General features: G+C 65.2%; 18 protein-coding genes. 17 read left to right on the top strand and 1 reads right to left on the bottom strand.

Annotated elements, in window-relative coordinates; translation table 11 throughout:
- Positions 1-17: 17 nt before the first annotated feature.
- Positions 18-680 carry a TetR/AcrR family transcriptional regulator gene (locus C5P05_RS29470; RefSeq protein WP_114973503.1) on the bottom strand — a complete coding sequence of 221 codons (663 nt, stop codon included), beginning with the start codon at positions 678-680 and terminating at the stop codon, positions 18-20.
- A 64-nt stretch (positions 681-744) separates the two neighbouring features.
- On the opposite strand from C5P05_RS29470, the gene C5P05_RS29465 reads away from it, so the two are divergent.
- The 17 genes from C5P05_RS29465 to C5P05_RS29385 all read left to right on the top strand — a co-directional run bounded on the left by C5P05_RS29465 (position 745) and on the right by C5P05_RS29385 (position 21,748).
- The gene (locus C5P05_RS29465; protein ID WP_114973502.1) at positions 745-1,881 is read left to right on the top strand and encodes an acyl-CoA dehydrogenase family protein; all 1,137 of its coding nucleotides are present in this window, start codon (positions 745-747) and stop codon (positions 1,879-1,881) included.
- A gap of 65 nt (positions 1,882-1,946) precedes the next feature.
- A complete protein-coding gene (locus C5P05_RS29460) occupies positions 1,947-3,155 on the top strand; it encodes an acetyl-CoA C-acetyltransferase (RefSeq protein WP_114973438.1) in 1,209 nt (402 codons plus the stop codon).
- Positions 3,156-3,200: 45 nt separating this feature from the next.
- Positions 3,201-5,330: a 3-hydroxyacyl-CoA dehydrogenase NAD-binding domain-containing protein gene (locus C5P05_RS29455; RefSeq protein WP_114973437.1), complete on the top strand. Its 2,130-nt coding sequence runs from the start codon at positions 3,201-3,203 to the stop codon at positions 5,328-5,330.
- Between the two features lie 61 nt (positions 5,331-5,391).
- Positions 5,392-7,011, top strand: coding sequence for an acyl-CoA carboxylase subunit beta (locus C5P05_RS29450; protein WP_114973436.1), 1,620 nt, complete (start codon positions 5,392-5,394; stop codon positions 7,009-7,011).
- 48 nt (positions 7,012-7,059) lie between these two features.
- The gene (locus C5P05_RS29445; RefSeq protein WP_269813976.1) at positions 7,060-9,024 is read left to right on the top strand and encodes an acetyl/propionyl/methylcrotonyl-CoA carboxylase subunit alpha; all 1,965 of its coding nucleotides are present in this window, start codon (positions 7,060-7,062) and stop codon (positions 9,022-9,024) included.
- A 55-nt stretch (positions 9,025-9,079) separates the two neighbouring features.
- Complete coding sequence (locus tag C5P05_RS29440; RefSeq protein WP_114973435.1) at positions 9,080-10,243, top strand: acyl-CoA dehydrogenase family protein; 1,164 nt, start codon at positions 9,080-9,082, stop codon at positions 10,241-10,243.
- Between the two features lie 13 nt (positions 10,244-10,256).
- Positions 10,257-11,393 carry an acyl-CoA dehydrogenase family protein gene (locus C5P05_RS29435; protein WP_114973434.1) on the top strand — a complete coding sequence of 379 codons (1,137 nt, stop codon included), beginning with the start codon at positions 10,257-10,259 and terminating at the stop codon, positions 11,391-11,393.
- A complete protein-coding gene (locus C5P05_RS29430) occupies positions 11,390-12,358 on the top strand; it encodes an AAA family ATPase (RefSeq protein WP_114973433.1) in 969 nt (322 codons plus the stop codon). The genes C5P05_RS29435 and C5P05_RS29430 overlap by 4 nt, the downstream gene beginning before the upstream one ends.
- The gene (locus C5P05_RS29425; RefSeq protein WP_157979483.1) at positions 12,342-13,760 is read left to right on the top strand and encodes a VWA domain-containing protein; all 1,419 of its coding nucleotides are present in this window, start codon (positions 12,342-12,344) and stop codon (positions 13,758-13,760) included. Before C5P05_RS29430 ends, C5P05_RS29425 begins: the two co-directional genes overlap by 17 nt.
- 33 nt (positions 13,761-13,793) lie before the next feature.
- The gene (locus C5P05_RS29420) at positions 13,794-15,446 is read left to right on the top strand and encodes an MBL fold metallo-hydrolase (protein ID WP_114973431.1); all 1,653 of its coding nucleotides are present in this window, start codon (positions 13,794-13,796) and stop codon (positions 15,444-15,446) included.
- 51 nt (positions 15,447-15,497) lie between these two features.
- On the top strand, positions 15,498-15,992 hold the full coding sequence (locus C5P05_RS29415; protein WP_114973430.1) for a PaaI family thioesterase: 495 nt from the start codon (positions 15,498-15,500) through the stop codon (positions 15,990-15,992).
- Positions 15,993-16,022: 30 nt separating this feature from the next.
- Entirely contained in the window at positions 16,023-17,804 is a 1,782-nt protein-coding gene (locus C5P05_RS29410; RefSeq protein ID WP_114973429.1) for an acyclic terpene utilization AtuA family protein, read from the top strand.
- A gap of 42 nt (positions 17,805-17,846) precedes the next feature.
- On the top strand, positions 17,847-19,040 hold the full coding sequence (locus C5P05_RS29405; protein WP_114973428.1) for an acyl-CoA dehydrogenase family protein: 1,194 nt from the start codon (positions 17,847-17,849) through the stop codon (positions 19,038-19,040).
- A gap of 4 nt (positions 19,041-19,044) precedes the next feature.
- Positions 19,045-19,698 (top strand): TetR/AcrR family transcriptional regulator, encoded by a 654-nt coding sequence (locus C5P05_RS29400; RefSeq protein WP_114973427.1) that lies wholly within the window; start codon positions 19,045-19,047, stop codon positions 19,696-19,698.
- A 247-nt stretch (positions 19,699-19,945) separates the two neighbouring features.
- Positions 19,946-20,557, top strand: coding sequence for a TetR/AcrR family transcriptional regulator (locus tag C5P05_RS29395; RefSeq protein ID WP_114973426.1), 612 nt, complete (start codon positions 19,946-19,948; stop codon positions 20,555-20,557).
- Positions 20,558-20,625: 68 nt separating this feature from the next.
- Positions 20,626-21,213 carry a hypothetical protein gene (locus C5P05_RS29390; RefSeq protein WP_114973425.1) on the top strand — a complete coding sequence of 196 codons (588 nt, stop codon included), beginning with the start codon at positions 20,626-20,628 and terminating at the stop codon, positions 21,211-21,213.
- 91 nt (positions 21,214-21,304) lie between these two features.
- On the top strand, positions 21,305-21,748 hold the full coding sequence (locus C5P05_RS29385; protein WP_114973424.1) for a DUF883 family protein: 444 nt from the start codon (positions 21,305-21,307) through the stop codon (positions 21,746-21,748).
- The last annotated feature ends 177 nt before the right edge of the window (positions 21,749-21,925 follow it).

Genomic DNA, 21,925 nt, shown 5'->3' with positions numbered 1-21,925 from the left:
AAAAAAAAAGATTCTCACTACGGACTCAATGAAACACCAGCAGTAGATTCCCTACCCGGACAAGCTAACAACTGGCTTCGCGCTGCGCCTTGCGCGCCCGATGCCGCGACGCGAGGAAACAGCATCGAAAACATACGCTCCGCCAGCACATCCAGGTCCAGTCGCCCGGATGGTCGGTACCACTGCGCCGTCCAGTTGAGGGCACCAAGCACCGTCTGGCGCACCAGCACGGCATCGGCGTCAACCAGGCCCAGCGCCGCGGCCTCTTTGATCGGCGCCATCCACAAGGCCTCGTAGGCGTCGCGCGATGCCATCACCCGGGCCTGGGCGGGCGGCGACAGGCTGCGCCACTCGTAGAGCAGCACGGTCATCGCGTCGAGCCGCGGACCCAGCAAGGCCTTCAGGTGGCTGCGCACCATCGACAGCAGCCGCTCGGGCAGGCGAGTCTCACCGACCAGCCCGTCGCGCACCGACTGCATGATGTCGCGAACGCCCTCCTCCATGATCGCCACCAGCAGCTCCTCCTTGGTGGCGAAGTGGTAGAAGAGCGAGCCTGAAGTCATACCCAACGCCTGGGCAATCTCGCGCACCGAGGTGCGCTCGTAACCCCGGCGCCGGAACTGGCTCGCCGCAGTCGCCAAAATCGTGTCTTTTCGCCCGCTGTCACGCACCTTTATCATGGCATATACTATATCACCTAACAAGCGTTTGGTCGACATTCAATCAAACTTCAAGGACAATTCCATGCTCACACGCACACTCTTCGGTGAAGAACACGAACTCTTCCGTGACCAGGCCCGCCGCTTTCTGGAAGAAGAAGTCATTCCCCATCACGCCGACTGGGAAACCGATGGCATCGTGCCGCGCGCGGTCTGGCGCAAGGCCGGTGCTGCCGGCCTGCTGTGCCCCGCCATCCCCGAGCAATACGGCGGCGGTGGCGGCACGCGCCTGCACAGCGCCGTGCTGATCGAGGAAATCGCGCGCGCCGGCACCAGCGGGCTCGGCTTTGGCCTGCACTCCGACATCGTGGCGCCCTACATCCTGGCCTATGGCACCGATGAGCAGAAAAAAACCTGGCTGCCCAAAATGGCCACCGGCGAGGTGATTGGCGCCATCGCCATGACCGAGCCCGGCACCGGCAGCGACTTGCAGGCGGTGCGCACGACGGCACTGCGCGAGGGCGACGAGCTGATCATTAACGGCTCCAAAACCTTCATCACCAACGGCCAGAACGCCAACCTGGTGATCGTCGTCGTCAAGACCGACCCGACGCAAGGCGCCAAGGGCACCTCGCTGGTGCTGGTCGAAACCGACCGCCCCGGCTTCAAACGCGGGCGCAATCTTGAAAAAATAGGCCTGAAGGCGCAGGACACCTCGGAGCTCTTCTTTGATAACCTGCGCGTACCGGTCGGCAACATCCTGGGCGGCGAGGGCAAGGGCTTTTTCCTGCTGATGCAGGAACTGGCCTGGGAGCGCATGATCATCGCCATCGCCGCGGTGGCGGGCGCCGAGGCCGCACTGCAGTGGACCATTGATTACACCAAGGATCGAAAAGTCTTCGGCCAGCGTGTGATTGATTTCCAGCACAACCGATTCAAGCTGGCCGAGATCAAGACCGAGGTGCAGGTCGCCCGCGTCTTTGTCGACCGCCTGCTCGGCCTGCTGATGGAGGAAAAGCTCGATGCCGCCACCGCCGCCATGGCCAAGTACTGGACCACCGACCTGCACTGCAAGATGCTCGACGAATGCCTGCAGATGTTTGGCGGCTTCGGCTACATGTGGGAGTACCCGATTGCCCGCGCCTATGCGGATGCCCGGGTCGCGCGCATCTACGGCGGCGCCAACGAGATCATGAAGGAAATCATCAGCCGCACGCTGTAGATCGAAACTTCAACCCGCCCCCAGACGCTCTTTAGCCTCCCCCGATTGAAAAAAGGAAACCCACCATGACCGACGCTTTCATTTTTGACGCCGTGCGCACACCACGCGGCAAGGGCCGCAGCTCCGGCGCGCTGCACGGCAACACGCCCATCAGCCTGGCCATCACGGCGCTGCAGGCGCTGCGCGAGCGCAACCAGCTCGACACGTCCTTCGTGGACGACGTCATCCTCGGCTGCGTCGAACCCGCCGGCGAGCAAGGCGCCAACATCGCGCGCGTCGCCGTCATCGCCGCCGGCTACCATGAATCCGCCGCCGGTGTGCAGGTCAACCGCTTTTGCGCCTCGGGGCTGGAGGCCTGCAACATGGCCGCCGCCAAGGTCATGTCGGGCCAGTCGCCGCTGGTCATCGGCGGCGGCGTGGAGAGCATGAGCCGCGTGCCCATGGGCAGCAGCGGCGGCGCCTGGTCGGCGGACCCGGCGGTGGCAATTCCGACCTATTTCGTGCCGCAGGGCATTTCGGCCGACCTAATCGCCACCCTCTATGGTCACAGCCGTAACGATGTCGACAGCTACGCGGTCGAGAGCCAGCGCCGCGCCGCGCTGGCCTGGGTCGAAGGCCGCTTTGCCAAATCCATCGTGCCGGTGCGCGACGTCAACGGCAGCATCGTGCTCGATCGCGACGAACACATGCGCGCCGAGACCACGCTGGAATCACTGGCCAAGCTGGAGCCGGCCTTCAAGGTGCAGGGCGAACAATATGGTTTCGACGCGGTGGCCATGCAGCGCTATCCGGAGCTCGAGCGCATGACGCACATCCACCACGCCGGCAACTCGTCGGGCATTGTGGACGGCGCGTCCGCGGTGCTGATCGGCAACGTCGAGGTCGGCAAACGGCTCGGCCTGAAAGCCCGTGCCCGCATCCGCTCGTTCGCGTCCATCGGCAGCGAGCCCACCATCATGCTGACCGGCCCCTCCTACGCGGCGGAAAAAGCGCTCAAGCTGGCCGGCATGAAAGCCAGCGACATCGACCTCTACGAACTGAACGAGGCCTTCGCCTCGGTCGTCCTGCGCTTCATGGAAGTGATGAAGGTTCCGCACGACAAGATGAACGTCAACGGCGGCGCCATCGCCATGGGGCATCCGCTGGGCGCCACCGGCGGCATGATCCTGGGCATCGTGCTCGACGAACTCGAGCGCCGCAACCTGTCCACCGGCCTCGTCACGCTGTGCGTGGGCGCCGGCATGGGCACCGCCACCATCATCGAGCGCGTCTGAAGCCCCGGCCCGACGCGAACCTCCTCACCGACCTGGACCACCACCATGATTGACTACAAACTGGATGCCGACGGCATCGCCACCCTCACCTGGGCCATGCAGGACGTGCCCATGAATGTCCTCAACGGGCAATCCATTCCCGCCTTCACCGAGGCCGTGCGCAAGGCCATCGCGGACGCCGCCGTCAAGGGCGTGATCGTCACCTCGTCCAAGCCCGAATTCATTGCCGGCGCTGACCTCAACATGATGCTCGCCATCACCGACGTGGCCGGCATGATGGACTTTGTCACCCAACTGCACGCCCTGATGCGCGGCATCGAAAAAAGCGGCAAGCCCTTCGTCGCCGCCCTCAACGGCACCACGCTGGGCGGCGGCTATGAGGTCGCGCTGGCCTGCCACCGCCGCATCGCCGCCGACAACCCCAAGGCCCTCATCGGCCTGCCCGAGGTGGCGATCGGCCTGCTGCCCGGCGGCGGCGGCACGCAGCGCCTGCCGCGCATGATCGGCATCCGCAACGCCCTGCCCCTGCTGCTCGAAGGCAAGAAACTCGTACCGAAAAAGGCCCTGGAAGCGGGCCTGGTCGACGAAGTCGTGCCGGCCGACCAGTTGCTGACCCGCGCCAAGCAGTGGCTGCTGGCCGAAGGCGCCGCTGCCGCCGTGCAACCCTGGGACCGCAAGGGCTTCAAGCTGCCGGGCGGCGCCGTGCAAAGCCCCATGGGCTACGACACCTTCGCCGCCAGCAACGCCATGCTGCGCGCCAAGACCTTTGGCAACTACCCGGCGCCCGAGGCCATTTTGAGCTGCGTCTACAACGGCTGCCAGGTTGACCTCGACACCGGCTGCAAGGTCGAGATGCGCGAGTTCGTCAAGCTCACCACCGGCAAGGAAGCCAAGAACATGATCCGCTCGCTGTTCTTCGGCATCACCGCCGCCAGCAAGCTGGCCTCGCGGCCCAAGGGCGTACCCCAGGCCAGCTACCGCAAGGTCGGCATACTGGGCGCGGGCATGATGGGCGCGGGCATTGCCTTCGCCGCCGCCGAGGTCGGCATGGAAGTGGTGCTGCTCGACAGCAGCACCGACAGCGCGGCCAAGGGCAAGGCCTACAGCGAGAACCTGTGGAACAAGCGCGTGGCCGCCAAGCGCATGACCGAGGCCGAGCGTGATGCCAAGCTCACCCTGATCAAACCCACCACCGACTATGCCGACCTGAGCGGCTGCGACATCGTGGTCGAAGCCGTGTTCGAAGACCGCGCCATCAAGGCCGACGTGACGCGCAAGGCCGAGGCGGTAATCGCCCCCGGCGCCCTCTTCGCCTCCAACACCAGCACCCTGCCCATCAGCGGGCTGGCCGAGGCCTCGGCGCGCCCGGCCAACTTCATCGGCCTGCATTTTTTCTCGCCGGTGGACAAGATGCCGCTGGTCGAGATCATCCGCGGCACGGCCACCAGCGACGACTGCCTGGCGCGCGCCATGGACTTCGTCAAGGCGATCCGCAAGACGCCCATCGTCGTCAACGACAGCCGCGGCTTCTACACCAGCCGCGTGTTCTCCACCTACGTCGGCGAGGGCCTGGCGCTGCTGGCCGAAGGCGTGGCCCCGGCACTGATCGACAACGCGGGGCGCATGACCGGCATGCCGGTCGGCCCGCTGGCGCTGGCCGATGAGGTCTCGCTCGAACTGATGGCGCGCATCCGCAAGCAGACCGCCGCCGACCTCGGCGCGGCCTACCAGCGCAGCGCCATCGACGACGTCTGCGACCGCATGGTGGACAAGCTGGGCCGGCTGGGCAAGAAGATCGGCAAGGGCTTCTACGATTACCCGCAAGACGGCCCCAAGCAGCTCTGGGCCGGCCTGGCGCAGGAGTTTGCGCCAGCGGCCACGCAACCCACGGTGGAAGAAGTCAAGCAGCGCCTGCTGTTCATCCAGTCGGTCGAGACCGCACGCTGCCTCGAAGAGAAAGTGCTGCTGGCCCCCATCGATGCCGATGTCGGCGCCATCCTGGGCTGGGGCTTTCCGGCCTACCTGGGCGGCCCGATCGGCCAGATACATAGCCTGGGCGTGGCCGCCTTCGTCAAGGCCTGCGAAACCCTGGCCGAGCGGCACGGCGCGCGCTTTGCGCCGCCGCAGTTGCTGCGCCGCATGGCCGAGCGTGGCGAGCGTTTTTACGACCTGTAAGCAGGCTCGTCAATCCCTCTGAACCCATCCGTTCACTGCAACCTTCCAACGAGAGCCGCCCATGCCCGTCATTCAAAGTCAAGTCGACCCGCAGTCCGAGAGCTTCCAGCGCGAGCGCGCGCAGATGCTGGCGCTGATCGAGAGTTTTCGCACGCTCGAAGACCGGGTGCGCGACACATCCAACAGCCAGGAGGCCAAGTTCCGTGCCCGCAAACAGCTGCTGCCGCGCGAGCGCATCGCGCTGCTGCTCGACCGCGGCTCCGACTGGCTGGAGTTCTCGACCCTGGCCGGTTTCAGGATGCACGACGACGACGGCGAAAAGAACGTGCTGGGCGGCGGACTGATCTGCGGCATCGGGGTGGTGTCGGGCATACGCTGCGTGGTGATCGCGTCGGACAGCGCCATCAAGGGCGGCACCATCACGCCCATGGGCATGCGCAAGAGCCTGCGCGCCGAAGCCATCGCGTTGGAAAACAAGCTGCCGGTGGTGCGGCTGGTCGAGTCCGGTGGCGCCAACCTGATGCACGTGGGCGAGGTGTTCGTTGAAGCTGGTCGTGGTTTCGCCAACCAGGCGCGGCTGTCGGCCGCCGGCATTCCGCAGGTCTGCGTGATGCACGGCCACTCGACCGCCGGCGGCGCCTACCTGCCCGGCATGTCCGACTATGTGATCATGGTGCGCGGCCGCGCCAAGGCCTTCCTGGCCGGCCCGCCGCTGCTCAAGGCCGCCACCGGCGAGATCGCCACCGATGAGGAACTGGGCGGCGCCGAGATGCACTGCACGACATCCGGCGTGGCCGAGTACCTGGCCGAGGACGATGCCGATGGCATCCGCATCGCGCGCGACGTGCTGGCACGGCTGCCCTGGAACGAGCGCTTGCCGATGCGGGCGCCCAAGACCTGGAAAGAACCGCGTTATCCGATCGACCAACTGGCCGGCGTCGTGCCCACCGACTTCCGCCAGCCCTACGACATGCGCGAAGTGCTGGCGCGGCTGATCGATGACTCCGACTTCCTCGAATTCAAGCCGCTCTATGGCGCCAACACCGTGTGCGGCCATGGCGCCATCGAAGGGCACCCATGCGGCTTCATTGGCAACAACGGGCCCATTGATCCGCAAGGCGCCACCAAGACCACCCAGTTCATCCAGCTGTGCTGCCAGTCGGGAACGCCCATCGTCTACCTGCAAAACACCACAGGCTTCATGGTCGGCAAGGATGTGGAGCAAGCCGGCATGATCAAGCACGGCGCCAAGATGATCCAGGCCGTGGCCAATGCCACCGTGCCGCAGATCACCATCATGACCGGCGCCTCCTTTGGCGCCGGCAACTACGGCATGTGCGGGCGCGCCTACGACCCGCGCTTCATGTTTTCCTGGCCCCACTCGCGCATCGGGGTCATGGGCGGCGAACAGGCCGCCACCGTGATGCGCATCGTGACCGAGGAAAAATTCGCCCGCATCGGCCAGGAGCCCCCGGCGGCCACCCTGGAAGCCATGAAGAAGGAAATTCTGGATCGCTTTGACATCGAGTCCCATTCCCTGTTTGCCACCGCGCGCCTGTGGGACGACGGCATCATCGACCCGCGCGACACCCGCCGCGCCCTGGCCACCACCCTGGTGGTATGCCGCGAAGCGGCGGCCCGGCCCCTGAACCCCAACACCTTTGGCGTGGCACGGCTGTGAGAACCCTGATGAACTTCACCGAACTTCTTGCCGCTGCGGGAGCTGAGCATGTTTAAAAAAATCCTGATCGCCAACCGCGGAGAAATCGCCTGCCGGGTGATCCGCACGGCCAAGGCGCTGGGCTACCGCACGGTCGCCGTCTACAGCGAAGCCGATGCCCAGGCCTTGCATGTCGCCCTGGCCGACGAGGCGGTGTGCATCGGCCCGGCGCCGGTGCGCGAGAGCTACCTCAACGTCGCGGCGCTGCTGGCTGCGGCGCGCAGCACCGGCGCCGATGCGGTACACCCCGGCTACGGCTTCCTGTCCGAGAACGACGGCTTTGCGCAGGCTTGCCTGGACGCCGGGCTGGTATTCATTGGCCCGGACCCGCAGGCCATCCTGAAAATGGGCAACAAGGCTGGCGCCAAGCGCATGATGCTGGCCGCCGGTGTGCCCTGCGTGCCGGGTTACCAGGGCGCCGACCAGTCCGATGCCACGCTGCTCGGGGAAGCCGGCAAGATCGGCTTTCCGATCATGGTCAAGGCCGCGGCGGGCGGCGGCGGGCGCGGCATGCGGCTGGTCGAACATCCGCAAGACCTGGCGGTCGCACTGGTCAGCGCCCGCTCGGAAGCCGGCAATGCCTTCGGCAGCGAAGAGCTGATCCTGGAGCGTGCAGTGATCGCGCCGCGCCACGTCGAAATCCAAGTTTTCGGCGACCAGCACGGCAACATCATCCACCTCGGCGAGCGCGACTGCTCGATCCAGCGCCGCCACCAGAAGGTGTTCGAGGAAGCGCCCTCCCCGGCGGTCTCGCCCGCGCTGCGCGCGAAAATGGGCGCGGCGGCGGTGGCGGCAGCGCGCACCGTGAACTACGTCGGCGCCGGCACGGTCGAGTTTCTGCTGGACCGCGACGGCCACTTCTATTTCCTGGAGATGAACACGCGGCTGCAGGTCGAGCACCCGGTGACCGAGTGCATCACCGGTCTGGACCTGGTGGCCTGGCAGTTCGCCGTGGCCCGTGGCGAGCCCCTGCCACTGACGCAGGAACAAGTGCAATTGAACGGGCACGCGATCGAAGTTCGCCTGTATGCCGAAGACCCCTACGCCGACTTTCTGCCGCAAAGTGGCGATGTTCCGCTCTGGAGCCCGCCCACGGGCGAAGGCGTGCGCGTTGACCACGGCCTGGTCTCGGGCCAGACCGTGAGCCCGCACTACGACCCGATGATCGCCAAGATCATTGCGCACGGCGCCACCCGCGACGAAGCGCGGCGCCGCCTGATCGGCGCCCTGCAACGCACCCGCCTGCTCGGCCTGCCTAACAACCGCGCCTTTCTCGAAGCCGTGGCCAGCCACCCGGCCTTCGCCGCCGGTGAGACGACCACGGCCTTCATCGCCCAACACTTCGACGCAGCGGCACTGGTACGGCCCCAGCCCGACTCGCTGGCACTGGCGCTGGCCAGCACGCTATGGTTTGAAGCCAGCGCCTTGTCGGGCACGGGTGCGGGTGCGCCCTGGCGCTCCAGCGGGCCGGCACGCTGGCCGATGCTCATCGGCGAGAGCGAACATCGCCACGCCATGCACATCACGGCCACCGGCGCCCACAGCTACACACTCGAAGTGGGCGCGGCGCTACACCACATCACCCTCAGCGGACGCGAAGGCGAGGCCCTGTGCCTGATCGCCGACGGCGTGCAACAACACGCCGCGGCGGTGTTTGCCAACGGCGTGTTGCACCTGGAACTGGGCGGCCTGAGCGCCAGCTTTGAAGACCTGACCTACGCCCCGCCGGCTACAGCCGCGGGAAGTGCAGGAGCGCGGGTGCTGGCACCGATGAACGGGCGCGTGCTCGGCGTGTTCGTCCAGGTTGGGGAGGCCGTGACCAAGGGGCAGCGCATCGTGGTGCTCGAAGCGATGAAGATGGAACATCAGCTGTTGGCCCGTCGCGATGGCGTGGTGGACCAAGTTGCGGTGCGCGCTGGCGACCAGGTTGCCACGCGCGCCTTGCTGGTGTCACTGGTCGAGCAGCCTGATTGATGCGCACGTCGCCCTGCACGCACGACACACGCCGTACCTACGAGGAATAAAACCCATGCCAGCCGAAACCCTGCCTGCCAAGAGCCCCTTCTATACGCCCGAGCACCCGGCGTTCCGCGATGCGATGCGCCGCTTCGTCGCCCGGGAAATCAGCCCGCACGTGGATGCCTGGGACGAAGCCGAGTCCTTTCCTGTCGGGCTGTACCGCAAGGCAGCCGAAATCGGCCTGCTTGGCTTGGGCTTTCCCGAAAGCCATGGTGGCAACGACGGCGACCTGTTCATGACCATCATCGCCGCGCAGGAACTTGCGCGTTGCGGTGCTGGCGGTGTCCTGGCGAGTCTGCTGTCGCACACCATCAGCTGTCCGCCCATCGTCAACGTGGGCAGCGAGGCGCTCAAGCAGCGCGTGTTGCCGCCGGTACTGCGGGGCGCGAAGATCAGCGCGCTCGGCATCACCGAACCCTCCGGCGGCTCCGATGTGGCCAACCTCAAGACTACGGCGCGCCGGGATGGTGATCACTACGTCGTCAACGGCTCGAAAACATTCATCACCTCCGGCATGCGCGCCGACTTCTACACCGTGGCAGTGCGCACCGGCGGGCCCGGCCCGGGCGGCGTGTCGCTACTACTGATCGAAAAAGGCACACCCGGCTTCACGCAAACGCCTTTGAGAAAAATGGGCTGGTGCTGCTCGGACACCGCCACCCTGTATTTTGATGACTGCCGGGTGCCGGTGGAAAACCTGGTGGGCGTGGAAAACCAGGGCTTCAAGGCCATCATGAAGAACTTCAACCGCGAGCGCATCTTTCTCGCCGCCGGTGCCAACGGTTTTGCCCGTGTCTGCCTGGACGAAGCGCTGGCCTGGTCGCGTGAGCGCGAGATGTTCGGCGGCAAGCTGATCGACCAGCAGGTCACCCGCCACAAACTCGCCGACATGGCCATGCGCGTCGAGGCGACGCAGGCCATGCTGGAATTGCTCGCCTGGCGCGTCGAACAGGGCGATACGCCGATCGGCGAAATCTGCCTGCTGAAGAACCAGGCCACCCAGACCATGGCCTATTGCGCCAGCGAGGCGGTGCAACTGCACGGCGGTGCCGGCTTCATGCGCGGTGTCAAGGTGGAACGCATCTACCGCGAAGTCAAGGTCAACGCCATCGGCGGCGGCGCCGAAGAGGTGATGCGCGACCTGGCGGCGCGCCAGCTCGGGTTTTACGCCTGATCTGGATGGACCTATGAGCCGCCCTCATTCCCCTGCGCAAACTGTGCCGGACCCGGCACTGCCCGAGGCCATGCGCCAGGCCCTGGCGGACGCGCCAGCGCCTGACTGCGCGCACGGCTTCCCCCGTGCCTGGTGGCGTCATCTCGGCACCAGCGGCATGCTGGGTAACGGATTTGACTGCGACGGCGGGCCGCCCATGGCGAACGCCGTGCGGGTCAGCACACTGGCGGGCATCATCGCCCATGAATCCGCCAGCCTGGGTCTGGGCATGGCCTGGATGATGCAGCAGATGCTGGGACGCTTCGTGCTGGCGCCGAATCTGCGCAGCGACCGGCATCGTGCGCTGCTGGCATCGATGGCGCGCGGCGACGCCCTGCTGGCACTCGCGATCTCCGAGCCCGGCACCGGCGCACACCCCAAACACCTGAGCTGCCGGGCGGTTCAGGACGGCGACGACTGGCTCCTTGACGGCCACAAGGCCTTCGTCAGCAACGGCCCGGCGGCGGACGCCATCATCGTGCTGGCCGTCAGCGGCGAGCATCAGGGGCGCAAGCGCTTCGATGCTTTCGTCGTTGAGGCCAACACACCGGGCCTGACGCGCGAAGGGGACGGCAAGGTGGCCGGACTGGTGCCGATCGGCCATTGCGGCCTGCGCCTTGTCGGCTGCCAGGTGCCGGACAGCCAGCGCCTGGGCGCGTCGGGACAGGCTTTCGACACCATCGCACGACCGCTGCGCGCGATCGAAGACGCGCTGCTGCTGGGGGCTATGCTCGGCGCCATGCAAGCCGAGATGGACACCCTGGCGCGCTGCTTCCGCAATGCCGCCCGCACGCCGGTTTTGACGCGGAACCTGGGTGGCTTGCAGCTCGAACTCAACGCCCTCTCGCCCGTGGCCCGTCATGCCGCCCAGCACCTGGACCAGCACGGGCCGGACGAGGCGCTGGCGGCGTTCAACCTGGGCGCGCGCCGCCTGTTTGATCGCTGGCAAGGCGCCTGTGAATCCTTTGCCGCGGCCCTGGACGACCATGAACCGGCCCTGCTCACCCTGGCGCGCGACCTGCGCCTGGTGCAGGGCATTGCCCGCGGCATCGCCGAATCCCGACAACTTCAAGCCGGCGAAAAAATGCTGCACACCCAAGGAAACCCATGAAAACACTTTACCAACCCCACTTTGATTCCATCGATGGCCTGGCGCAGCGCCTGGCTGCGGTCGACTACATCGCCAGCCGCGAAATCGCCACCTCGGTCTACCTGGGCTTCAACCTGGAAAAGCCGATCCTGGTCGAAGGCCCGGCCGGCGTCGGCAAGACCGAACTGGCCAAGGGCATGGCCGAGATTCTCGACGTGCCCCTGATCCGCATGCAGTGCTACGAAGGCCTGGACGAATCCAAGGCCTTGTACGAGTGGAAATACGGCAAGCAGTTGCTGTACACGCAACTGCTCAAGGACAAGCTGGGCGAGATGATGCAAGGCGCGGTCGGCTTGGCTGCGTCGATCGAGCGGCTGCATGCGCACGACGACCTGTTCTTCTCCGAGCACTTTCTCGAGCCGCGCCCGCTCTACCAAGCCCTGCACCAGGAGCGCGGCTGCGTGCTGCTGGTTGACGAGGTTGACAAGTCCGACCCCGAGTTCGAGGCTTTCCTGCTCGAAGTGCTGTCCGACTTTCAGGTCTCGGTGCCCGAACTCGGCACCATCAAGGCCAAGGTCAAGCCCATCGTCTTTCTCACCAGCAACAACACGCGCGAGATGAGCGACGCGCTCAAGCGCCGCTGCCTGCATTTGCACATTCCATTCCCCGAGGCGAAGCTGGAGCGGCGCATTCTGGAGCGCCGCGTGCCCGGCTTGTCGGCAACCCTGAACCGCGAGCTGGTCGCCTTCATTCAGGCGGTGCGCCAGATGGACCTGAAAAAGCAGCCTTCGGTCAGCGAGACCATCGACTGGGCCAAGACGCTGCTGCTGCTGCACGCCGAACACTTGAGCCTGGACATGGTGAAGGGCACGCTCAACGTCTTCCTCAAGTTTGAGCAGGACATTGCCTCGGCCAATGAGCAACTGCCGGCCCTGCTGCAGCAAGCGCGCAAGGATGCGGAGAGTCCCCGTGCAAGCCACGCTTGAAGACTTTTTCAAGGCGCTGCGCGGCAGCGACCTCGAGATCAGCCTGAACGCCCAGATCGATGCGGCGCGCGCCGTGGAGCTGGTCGGCTGGAGCGACCGCACCCTGCTGAAAAGCGCATTGGGCACGACACTGGCGAAAACCACCACGGATCGCGTCCTGTTCGACGAGGCCTTTGATCGCTTCTTCCGTTTCAGCTCTTTTGAGAACATGGCCGCACCCGGCGGTGCGGCCCAGCCCGGTGCCGACGCCTCACCAGCGCAAGACCCGCCCGAGCAAAGCCCCAAAGACCCGACGGCCACCGGCTCCGGCGGGCCGGGCGGCTGCCAGGGCAGCGGCGGCCAGGCTCTGTCGCAATTGCTGCTGGCGGGTGACTCGGCGGCACTGGCCAAGCGCATGCAGGAAGCTGCACGCGAGGTCGGTCTGACCGACATCTGGTTCTTCACCCAAAAAGGCTACTACACCCAGAAAATCCAGCAGGCCATGGGGCTGGAGTTGCTGGACCGCGAAATCTCTGACGCCAAACGCCAGACAATGGCTCCCGAGCGTGCCAAAGCGCTGGAGCTGGCGCGCAAGAAATTGTTCGTGGAGGTGCGCAATTTTGTCGAGCGCAAGCTCGCGCTCTTCGGCACGGCGCCGACGCGCCAGCTGCACGACGACTTCCTGCAATCGCAAAAGCTCTCCAACATCGAAAAACGCGATTTCGCGCGCATGCACGTCATCGTCAGCAAAATTGCCAAACGGCTGGCCGAGCGCCATTCGCGGCGCAAAAAAAAGCGGGTGCGCGGCCAGCTCGACTTCCGCAAGACCCTGCGCAAGAACGCTGCCTACGACGGCGTGATGTTCGAGACCTTCTGGCGCTCCAAGGTGGTGGACCGGCCACGCGTGGTGGCCATTTGCGATGTCAGCGGCTCGGTGCGCCAGTACGCGCGCTTTTTGCTGCTGTTTCTGCACAGCCTGGGCGAGCAGGTGAGCGATCTGCGCAGCTTCGCCTTCACCAACCACTTGGTCGAGGTGAGCGACACCTTCGAGTCGCTGCCGGTCGAGCAAGCCGTGGATAAAGTCATGCAGGCGGTAGGCGGCAGCGGCACTGACTACGGGCAGACGCTGCTCGACATTGAAGAGCAACTGCTGGACGACATTGATCGCCGCACCACGGTGCTGATCCTCGGCGACGCGCGCAACAACCGCGGCGAAGCCCATGCAGAGGTCATGCAACTGCTCTACCAGCGCGCGCGCCGGGTCATCTGGCTCAACCCCGAGCCGGTCTCGTTCTGGGGCCTGGGCGACTCGGAGATGAAACGCTACGCGCCCTATTGCCACATCGCGCGCGAATGCAACTCCCTCGCACACCTGGAAAGCACGCTCGACGCTTTGCTGCGCAGCCACTCGGCCGGCGCCTGAAGCCCACCCACCCACACTCAAAGGACACTGCCCATGGCCCGCCCCACATTGCAACTCCACCCCCGCAAAGAGCCGGTCACCGCGCACCCGGCCGCCACCCTGCTGCTGCTGCGGGATGGTGCGCTTGGCGTCGAAGTGTTGATGACCCGGCGCTCGCCGACAGCCAGCTTCCTGCCCGGCGCCTATGTTTTCCCAGGAGGGCGCGTGGACCCCGACGACCACCAGGCACACACGCTCGCGCGCACGCCCGACACGGGCGGACGCTACCGCACGGCGGCGCTGGCGGCGCTGCGGGAAACCTTCGAGGAACTGGGCATACTGCTGGCGGTGCAAGCTAATGGTCAACCCATCACCCGCACCCACCTTCAAGCTCTGGACCGCAGCCAGGCGCTGTACCCGCAACTGCAAAGCCGGGGCTGGTCACTGATGCTCGATCAGGCGCGCATGCTGGCCTGCTGGACGACAGACCGCAGCGTGCCCAAGCGTTTCGACACCGCCTTCTTCGCCGCGCTCATGCCGGACCAGCAAGACCCGGTGGCCGACGAAATGGAACAGTTCGAGCCCGTCTGGGTCAGGCCCCAGGATGCGCTGGCACAGCACCAGACCGGCAACTTTTTCATGATCTTTCCCACCATCCGCACCCTGCTCTGGCTAGCGGATTTCGAGCAGGCCGAGCAGGCCCTGGCGGCCTGTACCGAAGATGCGCCGCTGTGGAACTCCTGCCCTCGGGGTGGTCTGGTCGGCGGTCAGCCAACACGTTTCATGGAGCACGAAGCGCCGTATGGCGAACTCGCGCTGGTGTGCCCAGACGGCCAGCTTGAACATGCGCTGGACTGGCAGCACGAGCGGCCGGTGCCCCTGTTGCGGCACTTGCATCGCCTCACCGCCCCCAACGCCAGCGTCATGACCGGCCCCGGCACCAACAGCTACATCGTGGGCGATGCGGCCAGTGGCTACATCGTCATTGATCCGGGCCCCTTGCTGAACGACCATATCGAACGCCTGCTGGCGTTCACGGCGGGCAGGGTCAAGGCCATCGTCTGCACCCATTCGCACCCCGACCACGCACCGGCGGCGCGGCCGCTGGCCCAAGCCTGCGCCCGCCTGACCGGCCATGCACCGCCGGTGCTGGGTCTGGCCTCGGCTGCCACCGCGCGCGCCAATTCTCACTTCACACCCGACCGCGCCCTGGCTGACGGCGAGTGTCTGACGCTGCGCATCAGTGAGCCCACGGATGACCACGCCATCACCCTGCGCGTGGTGCACACACCGGGGCACGCCGCCAACCACCTCTGCCTGATCCTCGAAGAGGATGGCTTGCTGTTCTCGGGCGACCACATCCTCAGTGGCAGCACCACCATCATCGACCCGCCGGACGGCGACATGAGCGCCTATCTCGATTCGCTGGACCGCCTGGCGCTGACCTGCGAGCAAGATCGCATCGAATTCATCCTGCCAGCGCACGGCCATGTGATCGGGGACGCAGCACAGGCCATCGCACAGCTCAAGGCCTACCGCCTGCGGCGCGAGGCCAAGGTGCTGGCCACCATGCGCGCAATCCCGCGAGGCGGCCCGGACAACTGGTTGCCGCTGGCCTACGACAACACCCCCGCAGCACTCTGGCCACTGGCGCGCCGATCACTGGCGGCCCATGTGCAACGCATCGAGCAACTGGCGATACCTTAAATCGCCATTGACCCCCTCATCACATCACAAGCACCCAACGGAGTACCCAGATTGTCGAACACTGATCCATCCAAATCCCAGCGCATCGTCGACTACAAGCGGAGCTGGCGTGACAACACTTTTTTGAAGGCCCAGAGCCTGGAAGTCGAAGAAATCGGCACCGGCGAGGTGGTGGTGCGGCTGCCGCAAGTGCTGCCGTCGCAGCGCGGCGGCGGCGGAACCGATCACGTACTCAACGGCGGCGTCGTCTCCTACATGTTCGATGGCGCGCTCGGCTGGGCCATCATCTCATCGCTGCTGGCCATGCCCGAGGCGCTGGAGATTGATCCGTTCGAACTGCGCCAGTTCACCATGAACCTTGACATCACCTACCTCGACGCCGCGATAGGCGACCGCTTCGAGGCCCACGGCAAGGTGGTGCGGGTGAGCCGCAGCACCGCCTTCGCCGAAGGCCGTTTCCTGGATGCCAATGGCAAGGTCTGCGCCACGGCCAAAGGCATCTGGCGCGTGTTCTGGCCGCGCAACAACGCATCCACGCCAGCCTGATTCGATCCCCCACAACGAAAGTACACCCTCATGAAAAAAACTACCCTTCGCATCGGCAGCGCCTCGGGCTTCTGGGGCGACACCGAATTCGCCGCCGCCCAACTGGTGCAGCACGGCAACATCGACGTGCTGGTGTTCGACTACCTGGCCGAAATCACCATGTCGCTGCTCAGCCGCGCCAAGGCCAAGGACCCGGCACTGGGCTATGCACCGGATTTCGTGACCACCCTCCAGCCCCTGATGAAGGAGATCAAATCGCGCGGCATCAAGGTCATTGCCAACGCCGGCGGCGTCAACCCGTCCGCCTGCCGCGCCGCGCTGGTGGCGGCGGCGCAGGCCGAAGGCGTTAACCTGAAAATCGCCGCCGTACTGGGCGACGACCTGATACCGCAGATGGACGCGCTGCGCGCCGCCGGCACCCGGGAGATGTTCGCAGGCAGCCCCTTCCCCGCCAAAGTGATGAGCGCCAACGCCTACCTCGGCGCCTTCCCGATTGCCGCCGCGCTCGATGCCGGCGCCGACATCGTGGTTACCGGCCGCTGCGTCGACAGCGCGGTCACGCTGGCGCCGCTGATCCATGCCTTTGGCTGGAGCGCTGCCGACCACGACTGCCTGGCCCAGGGCAGCCTGGCCGGCCACCTGATCGAATGCGGCACGCAGGTCACGGGCGGCAATTACACCGACTGGGAAGCCGTGCCGGGCTGGGACGACATGGGCTTCCCCATTGCTGAATGCCAGGCCGACGGCAGCTTCCTCATCAGCAAGCCCGAAGGCACGGGCGGGCTCATCTGCCCTTCCACCGTGGGCGAGCAGATGCTGTACGAGATCGGCGACCCGCGCGCCTACATCCTGCCCGACGTGGTGTGCGACTTCACCGGCGTGACGCTGACGCAAGTCGGCCCCGACCGCGTCGAGGTCAAGGGCGCGCGCGGCCTGCCGCCGACCGACCAGGCCAAGGCCAGCATCACCTACGCCGACGGCTTTCGGGCCATGAGCCTGTTCATGATCGGCGGCATCGATGCCGGCGCCAAGGCGCAGCGCGTGGGCGCGGCCATGCTGGCGCGCATGCGGCGCCACTACGCGGCGCGCGGCTGGCCCGACTTCACCGAAACCAGCATCGAGGTCATCGGCGCCGAAGACACTTACGGCCCGCATGCGCGGCCCGATGCGCGCGAGGTGATGATCAAGGTCGGCGTGCGCCATCCGGTCAAGGACGCGCTCGAACTGTTTTCCCGCGAGGTGGCACCCATGGCCCTGATGTCGGCACCGGCCATCACCGGCTTCACCGACGGGCGGCCCAAAGTGCAGCCGGTGGTTCGGCTGTTCTCCTGCCTGGTGCCCAAGACCCAGGTGCTCACGAGCATCGACATGGGCGAGCAGACCGTGGCAGCACCCCAGTTGAACGGCCAGCCGTTTGACCCGGCAAGCCTGCCCCAGGTGGGCGGCCCCCTGCCCGCCGCCGATGCCTTTGCGCGCGGCACGCGCACGGTGCCGCTGGTCAAGCTGGCCTGGGGCCGCAGCGGCGACAAGGGCGACGCCGCCAACATCGGCATCCTGGCGCGCCAACCCGGCTACCTGCCCTTCATTCGCGCCGCCCTGACCGAGCAGGCGGTGGCAGCCTGGTTCGCCCACCTGGTCAAGGGCAGCGTGCGACGCTTCGACTTGCCCGGCACGCACGCGCTGAACTTTCTGCTGCACGAAGCGCTGGGCGGCGGTGGCATCGCCTCGGTCCGCATGGACTCGCAGGGCAAGGCCTTCGCCCAGATGCTGCTTGATTTCCCGGTGCCGATTCCCGCCGACCTGGCACTTTGACAAAAACCCATAAATTAACAACCCAAGACGGAGACACTCACCATGAGCACCCCAGCCAGCACCGCCATTGCCAACACCGCATCCGCGGCCCTGCGCGATCGCATCCGCGACGTGCAGGAAGCCGCCCGCGGCGTCACCACCCTGTACCCGCGCAGCTACATCCTGCAGTGCATCAAGGAAGACCGCTTCCCCGACGAGCTGTGGCAAAAGCTCGGCGAGTTCGGCCTGCTCGGCCTGTCCGTCCCGGAAGAGTACGGCGGCTCCGGCGGCGGCGTGCTGGAGATCAGCGCGCTCAACGAGGCGCTCGCTTTGGCCGGCGTGCCCACACTGTTCCTGGTCGTCACCGGGCTGGGCCGGGTGCCGATCATGCGCCACGGTACACCCGAGCAAATCAGGAAATACGTCACACCGACCTGTACTGGCGAGAAGAAGCTGTGCTTTGCCATCACCGAACCCAATGCCGGCACCAACAGCTTTGCCATGACCACGCTGGCCACGCCGGACGGCGACGGCTGGGTGCTCAATGGCCAGAAGGTCTTCATCTCCGGCGCCCGCGATGCCGACTACATGCTGGTGATCGCCCGCACCACCAAGGCCGGCGAGGTGAAGCACCGCACCGACGGCATCTCGCTGTTCGTGCTGGACATGAAGACGCCCGGCATCCAGCTGACGCAACTCAACATCCAGGTCGAAACCGCCGAGCGCCAGTACATGGTGTTCTTTGACAACGTCAAGCTGCCCGCCGACGCGCTGATCGGCGAGGCCGGCAAGGGCGCCAAGCTGATGTTCGAAGGCCTGAACTCGGAGCGCCTGCTGGCCGCCGGCGCCGCCATCGGCCTGGGCGACTATGCGCTGGCCAAGGCGGTGGCCTATTCGAAGGACCGCAAGCCCTTCGGCAAACCGATCGGCTCGTACCAGGCGCTGCAGCACCGCATGGCGCAGGCCAAGGCGCAGATTGAGGCGGCGCGGCTGATGACCTACAATGCCGCCGAACGCTTCGACGCCGGCGAAGACGCCGGTGCGCATGCCAACATGGCCAAGCTGCTGGGCTCGCAGGCGGCCGTGGCCGCCGTCGAGGCCGCGCTGCAAACCCACGGCGGCTACGGCTTTGACCGCGACTACGACATCATCACGCTGTGGCCGATGGTGCGCCTGCTGGAAATCGCGCCCATCAACAACGAGATGCTGCTCAACTACATCGGCGAACACGTGCTGGGTTTGCCCAAGTCGTACTGAGCGAATGGCCAGCCCCCCCAGCACCGACCACCCGGACCGAGGTTCGCAGCACGGTCGAGGCCGCCCGCGCAAGACGCCGGACGAGAAAAATGAAGGCAACCGCCGCCAAGACCTGATCAAGGCCGCGGCCAAACTGTTTCGACGCCACGGCTTCAACGGCACGAGCACGCGTGACATCGCCAGCGCCGTCGGCATGCATTCTGGATCGCTCTTCTGTCACTTCAAGAGCAAGAATGCGCTGTTGTACGAGGTGATGCAGGAGGGCATGCGCAGCGCGCTGGCGCGCCAGACGATCGTGCTGCTTGCCGAACATGACGCTGCAACCACGCTGCGGCAATTGATCCGTTCACATTTCGACACGCTGCTGGGACCGAACAGCGATTTCATGCATGCGGTACTCTACGAGTCGCGTTCTCTCGACACGCAGCAGCGCAACGTCATCGCGAAGCTGCAAGGTGACTACGAAGCGGCTTGGACGCCTGTGCTCCAGGAACTGTCGTTGACTGGCTGCCTGCAAGCCGAGGTGCCCCTGGCGCGCCTTTTGATCTTCGGCGCGCTGAACCGGTCAGTACAGTGGTTCGACCCCAAGAAGGGAACCTCGCTTGATGACCTGACTGATGCAGTGATGGCGCTGTTCATACACAAGAAGTCGCGATAGTCAGCATTCGTCCGGCCAACCTGTCCACAGGGACTTCCCGACATGCTGTCCTGCAGCCTACCCAGCGAGCCGGTCAGACGGACGAGTTGTTGCCGCATGGCTGGCAACCTCGCGCCAGAATCCGTTGACTGCCAATGCACTGACGCATTCATCGCTTCAATTTGTGTTCCCTACTCATTGCGGAATAATGAAAACTGATATTTAATGAACGTTCGTTAAGTGACATACAAAGTACAGGTGATATTCAATGGTGAAACCAGCTTTCAGGCATACGCGCGAAGAAATCCTCGGCTTGTCGGTTCCGCTCTTCGCAACGGTCGGCTTCGACGGAGTTTCCATGCGCGATATCGCGGCTGCCGTGGGCGTGACGCCGGCCGCCCTTTACCACCACTTTTCGGACAAAGCGCAGCTCTGCCTGGATGCGGTTGGCTATGCCTTCGAAGAAAAGATGGGGCCCTTAAAGTCCGTTCTGGACAATGGAGGAAAACCGTGGGATCGGCTCGAGGCGTTCGTCGTTCAGCTGACGCGCATGCTCGCCCAAGAGAAAGACTTTAGACGCTTGATTCAGTGGGTGCTGCTGGACAGCAATGAGCCGCGCCTGCAGAGCTTAGCAGACTGCGTCTTTCGAGACCTGTTCAACGCACTGCGCGATCTCGCCGGTGAGATCGCTCCGGGCCAGGACCCCCAACCGCTCGTCATTTCGACGATCGGTCTGGTGATCTATCCGTTTGAAACCCAGTCGGTGCGGCGTTTCCTGCCGGGCTACACCGATCAGCAGGAAGACCCCGAGGCCATTGCGCGGCATGTCGTCGGCCTGCTGCGCAATGGTCTTGGCGCGGGCCACGAGGAAAAATCATAGAAATGCCCTGACCAGGGCAAACGTGCGGAGCAGACGTCCCTGCTCCATGACTGCAAGGAGAAGAAACGATGAAATTGAAAACATGCCTGATCCTGTCGGCACTGATCGTCGGCGCCAGCGTACAAGCGGCGCAAGATCCTGCGGCCAAGCCGGCCGAGCCGGCCAAGGTGTCCGTGCTGCAAAAAGCAGAGGAAGGCGCGAAGAAGGCGGCAGCAGAAGCCAGGGAGGCAACGCACAAGGCTGCAGAAGCCGCCCAGCGGGCCGCGGAGAAGGCCGAGCAGGCCGTCAGCGACACCTCGCAAAAAGCTGCGGACGCTGCCCGGCAAGCGGCACAGGAGGCCGATGAAGCCGCTAAAAAAGCAGTCCGCAAGACGGCAGAGGCCACTAAGAAAGCGACCGTAGCCACCAAAGAGGCCGCCCAAAAAGCCGAGGAAGCGGCCAAAAAAGCAGCGGTAGCCACCAAGGAAGCTGCACAGAAAGCCGGGGAAGCCGCCAAAAAAGCGGCCAAGTCGGGCAAGGAGGCAGCGCAGAAAGCTGCCGAAGCCACGCGGGACGCCGCGCAGAAGGCCTGGGAAGCAACCAGGGAAGCCGCCGACAAGGCGCTTGAAGCAACCAAGGAAACGGCGCGGGACATCAAGGATGCCGTGACGAAATAAGCCTTTCCGGGCGGGCAGACTGGCTGCCCGGAAAACTATCACATCGCTGTGCTTTCGTTTTTTATTCTTATCACTGATCGAGAGGAATCCCATGTCCGAATCCAACAAACCCGGCTCCATGAGCAAAGACAAACTGATCGCCGACCTGAAGCAGATGGTTGCCGATGCCGATGAGCTCTTGCAGGCCACCGCCGATCAAGCGGGCGAGAAGGTCGCCGGCTTGCGCACCCGCCTTGAGGCAAACCTGAAGGCGGCCCCAGGCCGACTTGCCGAGTTCGCGGCCACGGACGTCGACAAAACCAGGCAAGACATCCGGGACGCGCTGCAAAAAATCTCGGACGCGGCCAATCAAGCGGCTGAAGCCGCTGGGGACGCGGCGCAGAAGGCCGAGGAATCGGTCAAAAAGGCGGTCGAGTCCGGTAAAGATGCCGCCCAGCACGCCGCAGCAGCCGCCAGAGATGCGACCCAGAAAGCAGTTGCAGCCACCAGGGACGCTGCCGACAAGGCACTCGATGCGATGAAAAATTGGATGTGATGAGGGGAATGGCCCATAAGGCCAAAAACGCCATCAACAAGTAGTTCATGGCAAGCACGACCCGCCCACCGATGCGGCCGGGTCGTGTGAAAGACATAGGCGCTGGCGACGCTTTCCCACCCGGCGACGGGTATTTGTGATGCGCGGCACCACCATGACATCCAGTTATTCAGGTCA

Origin of the sequence: Rhodoferax ferrireducens (assembly GCF_003347515.1) — a bacterium.
Lineage (GTDB): Bacteria > Pseudomonadota > Gammaproteobacteria > Burkholderiales > Burkholderiaceae_C > Rhodoferax.
The sequence above is the reverse complement of the archived record's forward strand: the minus strand, read 5'-3'. Positions and strand labels throughout refer to the sequence as shown.